Origin of the sequence: Streptomyces sp. HUAS 31 (genome assembly GCF_028198125.1) — a bacterium.
GTDB classification, from domain to species: Bacteria; Actinomycetota; Actinomycetes; order Streptomycetales; family Streptomycetaceae; genus Streptomyces; species Streptomyces chartreusis.
The window spans coordinates 9329748-9344266 of record NZ_CP116353.1 but is presented as its reverse complement, the minus strand read 5'-3'; the positions used below and the strand labels follow the sequence as shown (position 1 = coordinate 9344266).

At 71.2% G+C, this 14519-nt stretch carries 9 protein-coding genes; 5 read left to right on the top strand and 4 right to left on the bottom strand.

Annotated features, from left to right (window positions below; translation table 11 throughout):
- Entirely contained in the window at window positions 1-1995 is a 1995-nt protein-coding gene (locus PGH47_RS40675) for a spermidine synthase (RefSeq protein WP_271667665.1), read from the top strand.
- Between the two features lie 221 nt (window positions 1996-2216).
- The gene (locus tag PGH47_RS40670) at window positions 2217-2633 is read left to right on the top strand and encodes a LamG-like jellyroll fold domain-containing protein (RefSeq protein WP_271667664.1); all 417 of its coding nucleotides are present in this window, start codon (window positions 2217-2219) and stop codon (window positions 2631-2633) included.
- A 143-nt stretch (window positions 2634-2776) separates the two neighbouring features.
- On the opposite strand, the gene PGH47_RS40665 is transcribed toward PGH47_RS40670, so the two are convergent.
- Window positions 2777-3664: a GNAT family N-acetyltransferase gene (locus tag PGH47_RS40665; protein ID WP_271667663.1), complete on the bottom strand. Its 888-nt coding sequence runs from the start codon at window positions 3662-3664 to the stop codon at window positions 2777-2779.
- A gap of 162 nt (window positions 3665-3826) precedes the next feature.
- Here PGH47_RS40665 and PGH47_RS40660 point away from each other — a divergent pair, with 162 nt between their 5' ends.
- From PGH47_RS40660 to PGH47_RS40650, 3 genes are all read left to right on the top strand, one after another.
- A complete protein-coding gene (locus PGH47_RS40660) occupies window positions 3827-4642 on the top strand; it encodes an ABC transporter ATP-binding protein (protein WP_271667662.1) in 816 nt (271 codons plus the stop codon).
- Window positions 4639-7116 (top strand): ABC transporter permease, encoded by a 2478-nt coding sequence (locus PGH47_RS40655; RefSeq protein ID WP_271667661.1) that lies wholly within the window; start codon window positions 4639-4641, stop codon window positions 7114-7116. The genes PGH47_RS40660 and PGH47_RS40655 overlap by 4 nt, the downstream gene beginning before the upstream one ends.
- Before the next feature lie 167 nt (window positions 7117-7283).
- The gene (locus PGH47_RS40650) at window positions 7284-8291 is read left to right on the top strand and encodes an alpha/beta fold hydrolase (protein ID WP_271667660.1); all 1008 of its coding nucleotides are present in this window, start codon (window positions 7284-7286) and stop codon (window positions 8289-8291) included.
- A gap of 108 nt (window positions 8292-8399) precedes the next feature.
- Here PGH47_RS40650 and PGH47_RS40645 read toward each other — a convergent pair whose 3' ends face one another.
- The 3 genes from PGH47_RS40645 to PGH47_RS40635 form a co-directional block, all read right to left on the bottom strand.
- The gene (locus PGH47_RS40645; protein ID WP_271667659.1) at window positions 8400-11426 is read right to left on the bottom strand and encodes a hypothetical protein; all 3027 of its coding nucleotides are present in this window, start codon (window positions 11424-11426) and stop codon (window positions 8400-8402) included.
- A 2-nt stretch (window positions 11427-11428) separates the two neighbouring features.
- Entirely contained in the window at window positions 11429-13267 is a 1839-nt protein-coding gene (locus PGH47_RS40640; RefSeq protein ID WP_271667658.1) for an HSP90 family protein, read from the bottom strand.
- A gap of 261 nt (window positions 13268-13528) precedes the next feature.
- Entirely contained in the window at window positions 13529-14518 is a 990-nt protein-coding gene (locus PGH47_RS40635; protein ID WP_271667657.1) for a hypothetical protein, read from the bottom strand.
- Between the last annotated feature and the right edge of the window lies 1 nt (window position 14519).

The window sequence follows — 14519 nt, the reverse complement described above, 5'->3', positions numbered from 1 at the left end:
GTGCTGGCCAGCTCCACCATGCTCTTCGTGGAGCTGGCGCTGATCAGATGGGCCGGCGCCAATGTCGTCCATCTCAGCTACTTCTCGAACTTCATCCTGCTGGGGTCGTTCCTCGGCATCGGCATCGGATTCCTGCTCCCGGCCGCTCGCGGCCAGTGGCTCAAACGCTGGACACCGATCCCCCTCGCGCTTCTCGTCGTATTCGTCCGTGCCTACCCGGTGCAGGTGCGTCAGAGCAGCAGTGAGGTCATCTACTTCACGGCCGTGAAGACCACCGGCCTGCCCCAGTGGGTGACGCTGCCCGCGATCTTCCTGCTGACCGCAGTGATCATGGCCGGGATCGGCAAGATCACCGCTGATCTCTTCCGCCAGCTCGTATCGCTCGATGCCTACCGCTACGACCTCCTCGGCAGCATCATCGGCTCGATCTCCTTCGCCGTACTGTCGTGGCTCCGCGCCCCCTCGGTGGTGTGGGGCGTGATCGCCGCCGTGGCCCTGCTGATCCTCGGCGGACGCCGGAACACCCTGCTGTACGGCGTCCCCCTCACCGCGATGGTCGCCGCGCTGTTCCTGGAGTCGACCACTGCCGGTATCTCCTGGTCGCCCTACTACAAGATCCAGCTCGAAGCCTCGCCGACCACCACCCGGACCTACTTCATCTCCGCCAACGGCGTCCCTCACCAGAGCACCGCTCCGCTGCCGGTGCTGCTGCGGGAGAACTCCCCCTATCGGCAGGCGTACGACCAGACGCCCCGCAACCCGCACAAACGCGTGCTGGTCATCGGGGCCGGCAACGGCAATGACGTCGCCGTCGCGCTGGCGAACGGAGCCCAGCGCGTGGACGCCGTGGAGATCGATCCCCGTCTGCAGGAGATCGGCGCGCGGCTGCACCCCGCCAAGCCGTACGACGACCCCAGAGTGCACGCGTACATCAACGACGGGCGGGCATTCCTGGAGCGCACGAACGCCAAGTACGACCTCATCGTCCTGGCGCTGCCGGACTCCCTGACGCTTGTGTCGGGCGCGAGCAATCTGCGGCTGGAGAGCTACCTGTTCACCCGGCAGGCGTTCGAGGCCGCTCGCGACCACCTGACGCCCGACGGGGCGTTCGCCATGTACAACTACTACCGCAAGAGCTGGTTGGTCGACCGTTTCGCCGGGGACCTCGACGATCTCTACGGCCACGCCCCCTGCATGACGACGTACAAACGGAACGCGGCAGTTCTGGTGGCCGGCATGACCCCCGGCGATCAGTCCTGCAAGCAGATCTGGCAACCCAGCGGCCCGGTCCCGGCGGCCGCCACCGATGACCATCCGTTCCCGTATCTGCTGCACCGCACCATCCCCACGATCTACCTGGGTGCCCTGGGTGCGATCCTGCTGGTGACGCTGCTTTCGGTGCGTCTGGCCGGGGTCCGTATCCGAAGTACGGTCCGCTACACCGACATGTTCCTTCTGGGCGCGGCCTTCATGCTGCTCGAAACGAAGAACGTGATCGGTTTCGCGCTCTACTTCGGTACGACCTGGCTGGTCAACGCCCTGGTCTTCTTCGGCGTTCTGGTCTCCGTCCTCGCCGCGGTCGAGGTCAGACGCAGATTGCGGCGGGTCAACCAGCTCCTCCTCCAGCTCCTGCTCTTCGCCTCCCTGGCGGTCGCCTGGCTCGTCCCGGTGCAGTCCGTGCTCTCGCTGCCCTTCCCCGCCCGGCTCGCCGCCGCCATCGCGCTCGCCTTCGCGCCCATCTTCTGCGCCAACCTCATCTTCTCCGACCGGCTGGCGCTGGCCCCCGACCCGACCTCGGCGTTCGGTGCGAACCTGCTGGGCGCGCTGACCGGAGGAGCACTTGAGTACCTGGCCCTGGTGACGGGCTATCAGGCGCTGCTGCTGATCGTCGCCATGCTGTACCTGGGGGCGTGCATCGCCATGCGCTTCACCGGGAGAGGGCCGGGCGCAGGAACGACACAGGCGCCGCGGGAAGCGGTGGCCGTCAGGACCTAGCGTCTGAGGCAGACCCAGTCGCCCGCCGTCCCGACAGACCCACTGACGCGGGGCCCGCCGAAGCGTCACCGGCGGGCCCCGCGTCGTCACCGAAGCGGTGACCCGTCCTGACCCGGCCGAGCCTCATTGACGGTCATTCTCCCCGTGTGGGTCCACCGTTCGGGCTGTTGCCATCACCCGGCCACGGCCGGTCAGCACTGTGCCTTCCTACGTCGATGTTCATGACCTGGAGGGCAGATGAGCACATCAGAGCACAGGCACCGGCTGGACAGACGGGCACTCTTGCAGGCCGCGGTGGCGATACCCGCGGCCGGCGCGGTGGTCACGGCGGCCGGCGCCGCTCCGGCGCAGGCCGCCCGGAGCGATTCCTCCAGTTCGTCGTCTACCCCCACGCGCAGGACGCCGACCCGACGTCCTGGAGTCACGCCGTGCCGGTCGGCCGCTGGATGCACATCGCCCTCGTCAACGACGGCCGGCGGACCGTGATGTACGTCGACGGCTCGAAGATCGCCCGCAACCCGGCGCAGCCCTCGACCGGCATCGCCACCCTCGGCAAGCCCTTCGTCATCGGAGCCACCCAGTTCGACGAGAAGTTCGGGCAGGGCTCTACGGCTGGATCGGCGACACTCGCATCGTGAGCCGGGCACTGTCCACGCGGGACTTCCTGGCGCCTTTCGAGTGAGTGGCGCGCACGAGTAGGTGACGCCGGGAGCCGTTGGGCGTCGGCCACTGCGGGCAGGGCTTCCGTGGCCGACGCCCACCTTTCGTATCGGGAGGGCACCTATGCGGCTTCTGGTGTGCCGTAACTGAATTTGTAGCCGGTGAAGTCGGCGACGTGGACGTATCCGAGGCGCTGATAGAGGGCGTTGCTGGTGAGGTTGGTCGGGTCCGTGTACAGGACGACGTCCGTCGCGCCGGCGACCAGCGCGGCCCGGCTCACCTCGACCGTCACTGCGGCCGCGTAACCGTGGCCACGGAAGTGAGCGGGGGTGTAGACGGGGTCCACCCGGATCATGCCCGCGACGATCGTGGTGACGGCTGCCATGGAGACCGGGGTGCCGTCGGGGGTCTCCCAGAACGTGAAGTGCCGGTCGCCGAAGCGCGAATCGGCCCAGGAGTTCGCGTCGATCAAGTCGATGGAAGGCTGCTCGCCGACGTCGACGCAGAACTCACGGCACCAGCGCACGACTTGCTCATGGTCCTGCGCCCTCGCGACCCGCCCCCGGCCCTCTGGATGCGGCCGCGGTGGGGTGAGCGTGCCGAGTCGGTAGAGGTGAGTCCGCCAGAAGGGGGTCGGCGCTGCGCCCGTGTGCCGTTGCCATGCCTCGGCAAACGCGGTGGCGGTGTCATGATCCGCGATGACGCCGGAGGGGCGGTGGCCGAGGCCGGCCAGGTGAGCGGCGAGGGTGCCGGGCTGCTCGGCGGAGAGAGGGGTGATGCTCAGGTATCCGCGGGGAGTGCGGTAGAAGACGGCGCGGGTCTCGCCTCCTGACTCCAGTCGGCCGAGGGCCTTGGCTTCGGCCCCGTACGGTTCCGCTCCGCGTTTTCGCAGTTTCTCGAGGTCGGTGAGCGGTGTGTTGTGCACGGCGGGACGCGAACGCAGGAAGTCCCCGGCTCGGGCGAGGAAGTCGTGGACGTCGTCGGTGAGTCGCCAGTCATCCCGGAGCATGATTCATGATCCCGGACTCGCCCCGGGGCAGGAACCTGACCCGCCCCCTCCGACGCCTCGGGTTATCCCCACCCAGGATGCGCCGGCAACCACCATGGCCTGCGACGACCGTGATCCGTAGCTTCGAGTTGTCGGCTGGAAGAGATCGCGAGAGGGCGGACCATGAGGCTGCGCAAGGGCAAGCGGCGGGAGACGGACGACCGGCCGGAGGCACAGGGCACGCCCGGTCTCGCCGTCGAGCTGCGCGGCGTCCGTCGGCAGTACGGCCGGGGCGGCGGCGCCGTGCACGCGCTCGCGGGCATCGACCTCGCGCTGTCGCGCGGCACGTTCACCGCCGTCATGGGTCCGTCCGGCTCCGGCAAGTCCACCTTCCTCCAGTGTGCCGCCGGCCTCGACCGCCCGACGGCCGGCTCCGTGCGGCTCGGCGGTACGGAGATCACACGCATGCGCGAGAACCAGCTCACCGAGCTGCGCCGCAGCCGCCTCGGCTTCGTCTTCCAGGCCTTCAACCTGCTGCCCTCCCTCACCGCCGAGCAGAACGTGCTGCTCCCGATGCGCCTCGCCGGGCAGCGTCGGGACCGCCGCCGGGCGGCCGCGGTACTCGCGCGGGTCGGGCTCGCCGACAAGGCGCGGTCCCGGCCGGGCGAGCTCTCGGGCGGCCAGCAACAGCGGGTCGCCATCGCGCGTGCCCTGGTCACCAACCCGGACGTGATCTTCGCCGACGAGCCCACGGGCGCCTTGGACACGGGGACCGCCGCCGAGGTCCTCGGCCTGCTCCGGCAGGCGGTGGACGCGCTGGGAGCGACCGTCGTCATGGTCACCCACGACCCGGTCGCCGCCGCGTGGGCCGACCGTGTGCTGTTCCTCGCGGACGGTGTATTCGCCGGCGCCCTCGACCGCGGCTCGGCGGAGCAGATCGCGGCCCGGATGGCCGCTCTGACCTCCCGTGCGGGCGCGATGGTGGGGGCCGCTGCGTGAGGAGCTTCGTCCCCAACGGCCTCGCCCGTGCGGCCGTGCGCTTCAAACCGGCGTCGTTCGCGGGCACGTTCGTCGCGCTGATGATGTCGGCGCTGATCGTCTCCGCCTGCGGCATCCTGCTGGAGACGGGCGTTCGCGCCTCGGTGCCACCGGAGCGGTACGCGAAGGCGCCGGTCGTCGCGGCGGCGGACCAGTACGCCCGCTTCGTCACGGGCAGTGGTGACAGCAGGTCCGAGTCGGCGGACCCACTGCCGGACACGGCGCGTGTGGACGCCGCGCTCGCGGACAAGGTGGCGCGCGTGAGCGGCGTCCAGGCGGCGGTGCCGGACTTCACGTTCCCGGTGCGCCAGGGGGACGGCGTGCTGACGGGCCACGGCTGGGGATCGCACGCGTTCACCGGTGCGGTGCTCACGTCCGGGGACGCGCCCCGAGCGGGAGAGGTCGTGCTCGCAGCGTCCACCGAGGGGGTGGACGTAGGCGACACCGTCACCCTCGAAACCGCCATCGGCCGGGCCGGCTTCCGCGTGTCAGGGCTGGCGCAGGCCGGTTCCGGGGACGCGGCCGAGGGCGCCGTCGCATGGTTCGCCGACGCCCGCTCCCCCGCGCTCGCCGGGCATCCCGGCAAGGCCGACGCGATCGCCGTACTGGCCAAGGGCGGGACGGACGCCGATGTTCTGGCCGCCGGTGTGAAGAAGGCACTCGCCGGCTCCGGCGCCGAGATACACACCGGCGACGGCCGCGGCGCCGTCGAGGACCATGGGCTCTGGTACGCCAAGGAGATGCTGACCGGGCTCGGCGGCTCCTTCGGCGGGATCGCCGCGACGGTCGCCGTCTTCACGGCGTCCGGGACGGTCGCGCTGTCCGTCGCCCAGCGTGCTCGCGAGTTCGCGCTGCTGCGTGCCGTCGGCGCCACCCCGCGGCAGATCCGCCGCGCGGTCGCCGCCGAGGCGGTGCTCGTCGCGCCGCTCGCCGGGCTGGTCGGCTGCCTGCCCGGAATCGGGCTCGCGCACTGGTGGTTCGGCCAGCTGAGGGACCGCGGGGCCATTCCGGACGCCGTGGAGCTGCAAGTCTCCTGGATCCCACTCGTCGTCGCGGTCGGCTCCGGTCTGCTGACCGCCCTCGCGGCCGGCTGGGCGGCTGGGCGTCGTCCCTCGAAGATCAAGCCGGGGCAGGCGCTCGCCGAGGCGTCGGTGGAGCGGCTGCGGCCGGGCGCGATCCGGATCCTGCTGGGCTTGGGCGCCCTGGTCGGCGGGGGGTTCCTGACGGTCGTGGCCGCTCGTTCGGGCGGGGACGACGCCGCCAACGCGGCTCTCGGCGTCGTCATGCTCTTCATGCTCGCCGTCGCCCTGCTCGGCCCGCTGGTGGCGCGGCTGTGCGCGGCGCTGTTCGGGCTCGCGCTGAGCGCCGGTGACGCCTCGGCGTCGCTCGCGGCCGCCAACTCCCGTACGAACGCTCGCCGGTTGGCCTCCGCGATCACCCCGATCGTGCTGGCCATGGCCTTCGCCTCGACGCTCGTCTTCATGCACACGAGCGAGAGCCATGTCGCCGCGCAGCAACTGCGCGCCGGCGTCACCGCGGAACACGTGGTCACGGACCCGGCCGGGCTGCCCGTCGACGCCGCCGCCCGGGCCGCCCGGACACCCGGCGTCGACGCGGCCGTGGGCCTGCTCGAAACGCAGGTGCTGGTGCCCGTCGGCTCCGGTGGCGACCGCTGGCTGCAAGGTTCGTCGACGCAGGGAATCTCGGGCTCCGGTGAGCAGCTCGCGAAGGTGCAGGACCTCGACGTGCGCGGCGGCAGCCTGGACCGCATCGGCAAGGGCCGCATCGCCATCGACAAGACGCTCGCCACATCGGCGAAGGTCGAGGTGGGTGACAAGCTGCCCCTCTATCTCCCGGACGGCACCAGGGCCGACCCCGAGGTCGTAGCCGTGTACGGACGCGGACTCGGCCTCGCCGCCGTGACCATGGACCGCGCCTCCCTCGCACCCCACGTCACCTCGCCCTTCGACAGCACGCTGCTGATACGGGGCGGAAACGCGAAGGCCCTCGCCCCACTCGGCGAGGTCACCGACGCCTCCGGCTATGTCGTCGGGCAGAACACCGACCGCGAACTCAACGCCTGGGCCAACTACACGATGGCTGCCGTACTCGGCGGCTTCGCGGCCGTGGCCGCCGCCAACACCCTCGTGATGACCGTCCTCGACCGCCGCGGAGAACTCGGCACACTCCGCCTCATCGGCTCCACCCGCCGGCAGGTCATGCGCATGCTCCGCTGGGAAGGCCTGCTGGTGGCTCTGGCCGGCATCACCCTGGGCACGGCCATCGCCGCAGCGACCCTGATCCCGATGATGCGCGGCCTGACGGGCGAGGGGCCGTATGTACCTCCGCTCGGCTACGCAGCCTTTGCCGGGGGCGCGGTGGCCCTAGGTCTGGTGGCGGTGACGCTGCCGGCCCGAGCGGCGTTGCGGCGCTGAGGCCCTCCCAAGACGCCCGATAGCCCCTGACGCACCCGTGCGCTGCCTCCTCGACACCGCCCGCAAGCGGTGCCGATTCCTTGACGAGCATATTTTCTGATGATTCCATCAGTGCTGAAGAAAGATTCAGTTTGTGTTCACGCCAGGACGCCCTGGAGGACTTCGTGATGTCACAGCACGCAACCGCGTACGCCTACACACCGCCCCCGCCCCGTGTCCGCACGGGCCTGGAAGAAGCGTTGGACAGACTGTCGCGCGTGGACCAACTCGTGGCCGAGCTGCCCGAAACACCACCCCGTGCACCGGAAGCGGACGGCAACCAGGAGCGGCTGGGCGATGTCACCGTCACGCACCGCTTCGTGGACGCCCCCGGCGACGGCGAGACCGTGCGCTGGCACTACGTGGAGGGCGGCCCCCTCGACGCACCTGTCGTCGTGTTCCTCCACGGCGTACCCGACTCGTGGTGGCAGTGGCACTACGCCATCGAGGCCCTGGCCTCCGACTTCCGCTGCCTGGCCATCGACCTGAAGGGCTACGGCCAGTCGGAGAAGGGCACCGGCGACTTCCGCCAGGAGGGAGTCGCCATCCAGTTGGAAGCGCTGCTGGACCAGCTTCGGACAGAGAGATTCAGCCTGGTCACGCACGACAGGGGAACACCGGTCGGCGACCACCTCGCGGCACACATGGGGAACCGTGTCATCCGCTACGGCCGGGGGCAGCAGCACCTCTGGCATCTCCATCCCGACCTGCATCCCCAACAGGACGTGTTCACCTCACCCGAGGCCCCGGCGGTGCTGGCCGATGCCCGCCGCATCGTCGTCACCGCGTACTCCGTGCTCGGCGAACGCCAGGTGAAGGTGTCCGACCTCGTACGAACCGTGCAGGAGTTCAGCTACGCCGGCATCAACACCGCCGTCCCTCGTTACTTCAACTCTTCGTCGTTCCGGCAGGAATGGATCGATCGACGCACCCGGCTCATCCCTCAGTGGAAATGCCCCGTCCTGCTGCTCCAGGGGGCCAACGATCCTCTCCAGCCGCGTGAGTTCTACACCGACCCCGACGTGGTGGCGAAGCTCCCGGAAGGCAGTGATGTGCACCTCTTCGATTCGGGCCACTTCTGGCCCTTCGAAGCCCCTGAAGAGATGGTCGCCGTCCTTCGGGACTTCCTCGACTGACCTCCGCTCCAATGCCCTGAGAGGGAGGCCGGCCGGCTCTCCGCGGTCGCCGTGGTCGGCCCGGGTGTGCCGGGGCGGTTCCACGCCCGCCCCGGCACCGACCCGTCACTACTCGTCGCGCAGGCGGGTCGCCAACGACGTCAGTGCCTCGGCCTCCTCCGTGTGGCCCAAGGCCGTCAACCGGGCGATCGCCGTGTCGAGGCGGGTGAGGGCAGGGGCGGGGCGTTCCAGGTAGAGGCCCTCCACTGCGCCTGCGAGGCGGACGCACTCGGCCCATTCGCCGGCGTCGTCGTCCTGGTTCGGGTCGCCGAGCAGAGCGAGAGCCTTGTCCAGGGCGATGAGGGCTTCCTCGTACTCGCCGGCGTAGGCCGCCACCCGTCCGTGTTCATAGGCCAGGGCCGTGTCCAGGGAGCGGCCGTGGGTCTCGTACTCGGCGGTGCGGGCCTCGTCGGCGATTCGGCCCGCGTCCGTGAGGAAGGCGCGGGCGCTGTCCAGGCCCTGCCGGCCCTGCTGTTGGGCCTGGAGGCGGGCGAGTTCGCGCATGCTGTTACTGAGGTGCTCGTAGCGCGGGGCGCGGGCGTGGGCGGCGAGTGCCTGGTCCGCGGCCTCGCGGGCCCGGTCGAACTCGCCCGACTCGCCGAGGAGTACGGCCGTCTCCGCGGCGATCATCGCGTGGCTTCCGGGGTCGTCGTGCCAGCCGGCCGACTCGGCGGCGAGGGCGACGAACTCCGCCGTGGCGGCCTTGAGGTCCTCCCCCGCGTGCAGTGCGCGGGCGCGAGTGAGGCGCAGTTGGGCGACCAGTCGGTCGTCGACGTCACCGGCGGCTACGCCCGGCTCCGCGAGCAGCGAGTCGAGCAGGGCTATGCAGTCCTCGACGCGCCCCAGGTCGAGGCTGAGCTGAGCCGCGTTGCTGTACGTGCAGTACGCGTCCGTACGGCTGCCGTTGCGGAGCTCCAGTTCCGCCGAGCGCGTCAGGTGGCGCAGGGCCTCATCGGGGCGGCCCAGGTGCATGACGGCTTCGGCCAGGTCGCCGTGCAGACGGGCGGTGTCCACCGCGTCGGCGGGCCATTCGGCGGCCAGGCGCAGGCCCTCGGCCAGGTCCGCCTGAGCGGCCTGCGCGTCGTGGAGAGCGAGTTGGAGCCGGCCGCGCAGGCCGAGCGTGCGGGGCAGGTGCCAGGCGGGGCCTGACGACTTCAGCCGGTCCAAGAGTGCGTCGATCTCGGTGACCGCGGCGGGCAGGTCGCCGGAGAGGGCGTGTGTGCTGGTCCGCAGCAGCAGCGCGCCCGAGACCTGTACGGCGATGTCGTGCTCGGTGGCGAACCCGAGCAGCTTGTCGATCTCGGCTTGAACCGGGGCTGCGTGCTCCTCGCTCCTCGACGTCTGGAGGCGCAGGCCGAGTGCGGTGGCCCGGAGACGGAGGAGGCGTGCCTCCTGGGACGGGGTGAGGTCGGGGGTCTCCTCGTGCAGGCGGACCATGGACGCGTGGGCGGCGGTCAGCGCGGCGACCTTGGCATCGGCCGCGTCGATGCCCCTCGCGGCGTTGTCCGCGGGTGCTTCGGTGCCCTGCGCGGCGCTTTCGGCCGGTGCCTCGGCGTCCTCCCCGGCATTCCCAGCCGACGCATCCGCCACGGCCTTCTCGGCCACCGCAAGCAGCGCACAGGCCCGGGACACCGCCGCCTGCCCCGCCTCCCCGGCGTCGTCGTACAGAGCCGCGGCCTCCTCGTGGAGGTCGGCGGCGTCCGTGAACTCGTCCTTGTCTCCCGCCCTGCTCGCCTCCTCGGCCAGCAGGTCCGCGCGCAGCCGCACGAGCGGGCCGACGGCCGGGTCGTCGGGGTGGGTGTAGTCGCGGGTGGCGACGAGGGTGCGCAGTCGCGCCCAGCATGCCTGTGCGTCGGGGTGGCCCCTCTCGTCCAACGCCCTTGCGTGGATGATCAGTTCGGAGAGTTCGTCCGGGACGGCGGCGGCCGTGCGGGAGGTGGGCGCGGTCACCGGGACGGCGGCGGCCGGGGCCACGTCGTCCAGGGCGCGGGCGCGCAGGGTCAGTTCCAGTGCGTTCACGAGCGGGGCGCGGTCGAGGCGGGCCCGGCGACGGTCGGCGTGGGCCGTGGTTCCGTTGCGGGCGTCGAAGCGGGCGGCGAGGTCGTCGGCGCGACGGCGTACTTCGGCGCGCAGGTCGGCCACCGTCCAGGTGCGGCCGGCGTAACCGGCGGCGGGCAGTGCGCCGTGGCCGAGGCTCTCGACGCGCTGGAGGAGGACCTCCGCTCCGGTGAGGAAGCCGAGTTGATCGAGCGGCGAGTCGACCTCGTCGAACATGATCCGGTTCTCGGCGAGCAGTTCCAGGCCCCGGGCCTCGTTGCCGGTCAGCGCGCAGAACTCCAGGTGCCGGCCTACCTCCTGGGACATGGAGGGGTTGCGGCGGCAGCCGCGGTAGCCGGTGAGGTGCAGTTCCCGGGCCCGGTCGGTGCGGCCGGTGCGCAGCAGGGGCAGCAGCGCGTACGACACGGAGCGGGCCGGCTCCTCCTGGCAGGACTCCTTGCCGGCCAGTACGGGTTCCCACACGCTCAGCGCCCGCTCGTCGTCGCCCTCCATGAGGTGGTAGAGGGCGCGTTCGCAGATCTCGCAGGCCTCGCAGTCGCTGAGCTGGGTGCGGGTGCGGCTCGCCCACAGCTCGTAGGCGAGGGTGGCGCCCTCGCCCAGGTGGGCGGCGAGCTGGTAGGCCTGCCCGTAATAGGGCTGGAGGCCGAGGTCCGCCTTCTCGTACCGGTCGCGCATCTCCGTGAGCCACTGGCGCAGTCCGGTCAGCGGGACCTCGGGCAGCTGGCGCAGGGCGTGACCGACCCACTTGAAACGCCAGAACAACAGGTGGCGCAGGCGGTCGTCGAAGACGTCGGGCTGCTCGTCGAAGAGATTGAGCAGACGGGCGAAGACGACGGGCGACTTACGGGGTTCGGAGCCGTAGGTGTACGCCTCCTGGAGTTCGAGGAGGGCGTGCACCAGCGCGCGGGGCTCGTCGAACTGCTCGGCGGCGTCGACGAGTTCCTCTGCTGTGACGGTGCGGGTGCGGCCGTAGGGGCGCCGGTCGTTCTCCTGGAGCGCCTGGTACAGCTCGTCGGTGTTCTGGGGTGCGGTCGGCATCGTCAGCTGTCCTTGCGGAGGGCGTGGGCGAGAAGGTCGAGGAAGGAACGGTTGATCAGGCTCGACTCGGCGGGCCTGAGGGGACGTCGGGACAGCATCACGGCCTGCCCGTAGAGGGCTTCGGCGCTGGTGCGGGCCAGCTCGGGCTCGTCGATGGCGACGGCGGTGCGGACCAGCGGGTTGAGCTGGTTGAGGATCAGCTGGGCCCGCGGTGCCTCCTGGCGCAGGGCGCCGAGGATGTCGCCCCACAGCCCGCCCTCCTGCTCGCGGGCGAGCCGGGAGCGGGTGCGCTCGTGCCGGGCCTCGCGGCTGTCGACGAGCAGGGCGGGGGCGGAAGCGGGCTGGAAGGTGCGCAGGGCGACATCGCAGTCGAAGAGGGCGAGCGCGTCGCGGGCCTGCGCCAGGTAGGGCGCGGCGGCCAGTTCCGTCTCCCGGTCCACGGGGTCGAGGTGGGCGGTGAGGGTCGCCGGGTCGAGGTCGGCGACACTGACCTCCGGCCTGATCTCCGGCATCCGGTGGACGAGTTCACGGTCGTAGGTGTAGCCGCCGTTGACGACTCCGAGTCCGGCGGCCGAGGCGATCGCCGCGACCTGCCGGAACTCCTCCACGCTGGACGTCACGAGCACGGTGCGGTGGGTGCGTGCGAACTCGTCGAGGGTGGTGTGCCCGTCGGTGGTCTCGAACGGCAGCCAGGGCAGCAGCATCCGCAGGATCTCGTCGTCGTGCACCGCGAGCGACTTCACGGCCAGATGGTGGGTCTGGAGGAAGCGGCCGAGCAGGTCCGGGTCGCTGGCGGCCGCACGGGCGATCCACTCGCGCAGCCGCTCCGCGAGGGCGTCGCGGACGGCGGCGAGGGTGGCGTCCTCGTAGAGGGACTCGCGGGACGCCGTCGGGCGCAGGCTCTCCGCGTCGACGACGCAGCGCACGAAGAACGCCCACTCCGGCAGGATCTCCTCCGCCTGCTCGGACAGCAGCATGCCCTTGACGTGCACGCGGTGGCCGTGACGGCGTCCGGCGGGAACTGCTTCGGGCAATACGCAAGCGATGCCCTTCAGGCCGACGGCCGGCAGGTCCAGTTCGATGGTGTCGAGCGGGGTGAACCCGAAGACCTCCTCGCCGTACGCCGCCAGCGCACGGGAACGGGCGCCCGGTGTGGGGAAGCTGCGCGCCCAGGGCGCCGGCTCGGGATTGACGGGCGCGGGCGCGCCGCCCGAGCCGTCGTCGAAGGTCACCGGGTGGCGCAGCAGTGAGCCGAAGTGCCGGGCCAGCGCGTGCACCTGCTGCGGGCGGGTCCATTCGCCCGCGTCGGACCGGGGGGTCAGGGTGACGGTGGTGCCCGGTCGGGGGCGGGCGGAGGCGGGCAGGGTGCGGACGGTGTAGCTGCCGTCGCCGCGTCCGCGCCACTCCACGGCGGGGGCGTCCGGGGTGCGGGCGGAGCGGCTGACGACGTGTATCTCGTCGGCGACCAGGAAGCAGGACAGCAGGCCGATGCCGAACTGGCCGATGAAGTCGGCGCGTTGCTCGGCGATGCGCTCCGCGCGCTTGCTGCTGCGGCCGATGGTGGCGAGGAAGGTGTGCACGTCGGCCTCGGTGAGACCGACGCCGTCGTCCTCGACGCGTACGAGCTTGCCGTCGGCGTACAAGCGGATACCGAAGTCGCCGTGGGTCTCGACGGTGTGCCGTGCGGTGAGGGCGTCGACCGCGTTCTGCAGGAGTTCGCGCAGGTAGACGCGAGGGCTGGAGTAGAGGTGATGGGAGAGGAGGTCCACCAGGCCGCGGAGGTCGACCTGGAAGGTGCGGTCGGTGGCGGCGTGGTCGGCGGAGGTGTCGCGCAAGGGCATGGGGCAGTCCGGGGTGAAGGGAACGGCAGGGGTGGGCGGTGGTCCGTGGGACCGGCCGAGGGCGGGCGGTGGCGGTGTGACCGGGAAACCGACGTGGCCGATGGGCCGGTGCGGACGGATGGCCGATGCGGCCGGGTGGCCGGGTGGCCGATGCGGCCAGTGAGGCCGGTGCGGACGGGTGGCTGATGCGGCCGGGTGGCCGGGTGGCCGATGCGGTCAGTGAGGCCGGTGCGACCGGTGCAGCCAGTGCGGCGGGGTGGCTCAGAAGGCCTTGCGGAAACGCGCGTACGCCTTCTCCGGCTCAGCCATGAAGGTCCACGGCCACTCGGTGATCACACCGTTCAGCTCGCGGAAGACATTGGAGGCCTTGCTGCTGCCCGCCAGCGAGAGGGCCATGGCGAAGATGTTGTAGTCGCCCTGCCAGCCCAGGCGGCGCTCGTAAGCGTGGTGCAGAATGCTGCGCTCCGCGGCCTCCCGCAACTCGGTCCGGATCCGGGGCTGCTGGAGGCAGTCACGGTCGTCGGACTCCACCCACTCCTCGATACGTGCCATGGCGATGACACAGCCGAGCCGGTGCCCGTCGGGCGCGGCGGCGAACGCCTTCTGCGCGAACTCCAGGGCCTGGCCCGGCTCTCCGCCCCAACGGGGCTGGAGGTGCGACACCCATTCCAGGTGGAGGTCCAGGTTCAGCGGATCACGGCGCAGACCGGCCGCGAGCCGGGCTTCCTGGACGCTGTCGTCGAGAGACATGCCGCGTCCCGAGGTGAGCAGATGGCGCCACGGCGTGACCCAGTCGGGCCGCAGCTCGGCGGCCTCGAGCAGGTGCTCCTCGGCGATGCGCAGCCGTTCGTAGAAGGTCTGCCACTGCTCACGGCTGACGTCCACGGCACGGGCGGACGTACGCGCATCCCAGCCCCAGGAGACATGGCGCGCGCCCGATATGAGCAGAGCGGTCGCGCGGAGCTCCTTGTCGCCCTTGTCCTCCTCGGCGGCCCGGACGATCCACTCCTCCACACCGTCCACGACGGCCAGTTGCCCGAGGACCGCCTGCTCACGGCCGAGGTCGAAGGGGGCCAGCGCCGCCTTCACCGCCGGCCAGTCACCCGCGTCGGCGGCCTCGACCAGCGCGAGCACCCGCGTGTCCCCCAGCGCGCGCAGCGCGTACGTCCCGTGCTTCTGCTTGCGTGCGGGAAGGACATGCGGATCCGCCGCCGGTCTCTCCGCGTCCCTACCGAACAGCTTGCCGAACATG

Bases quoted from the DNA above. Each gene is read 5' to 3' on its own strand.
- PGH47_RS40650 (WP_271667660.1), top strand. From the start codon at position 7,284: ATGTCACAGCACGCAACCGCGTACGCCTACACACCGCCCCCGCCCCGT.
- PGH47_RS40660 (WP_271667662.1), top strand. From the start codon at position 3,827: ATGAGGCTGCGCAAGGGCAAGCGGCGGGAGACGGACGACCGGCCGGAG.
- PGH47_RS40665 (WP_271667663.1), bottom strand. From the start codon at position 3,664: ATGCTCCGGGATGACTGGCGACTCACCGACGACGTCCACGACTTCCTC.
- PGH47_RS40670 (WP_271667664.1), top strand. From the start codon at position 2,217: ATGACCTGGAGGGCAGATGAGCACATCAGAGCACAGGCACCGGCTGGA.
- PGH47_RS40640 (WP_271667658.1), bottom strand. From the start codon at position 13,267: ATGCCCTTGCGCGACACCTCCGCCGACCACGCCGCCACCGACCGCACC.
- PGH47_RS40645 (WP_271667659.1), bottom strand. From the start codon at position 11,426: ATGCCGACCGCACCCCAGAACACCGACGAGCTGTACCAGGCGCTCCAG.
- PGH47_RS40635 (WP_271667657.1), bottom strand. From the start codon at position 14,518: ATGTTCGGCAAGCTGTTCGGTAGGGACGCGGAGAGACCGGCGGCGGAT.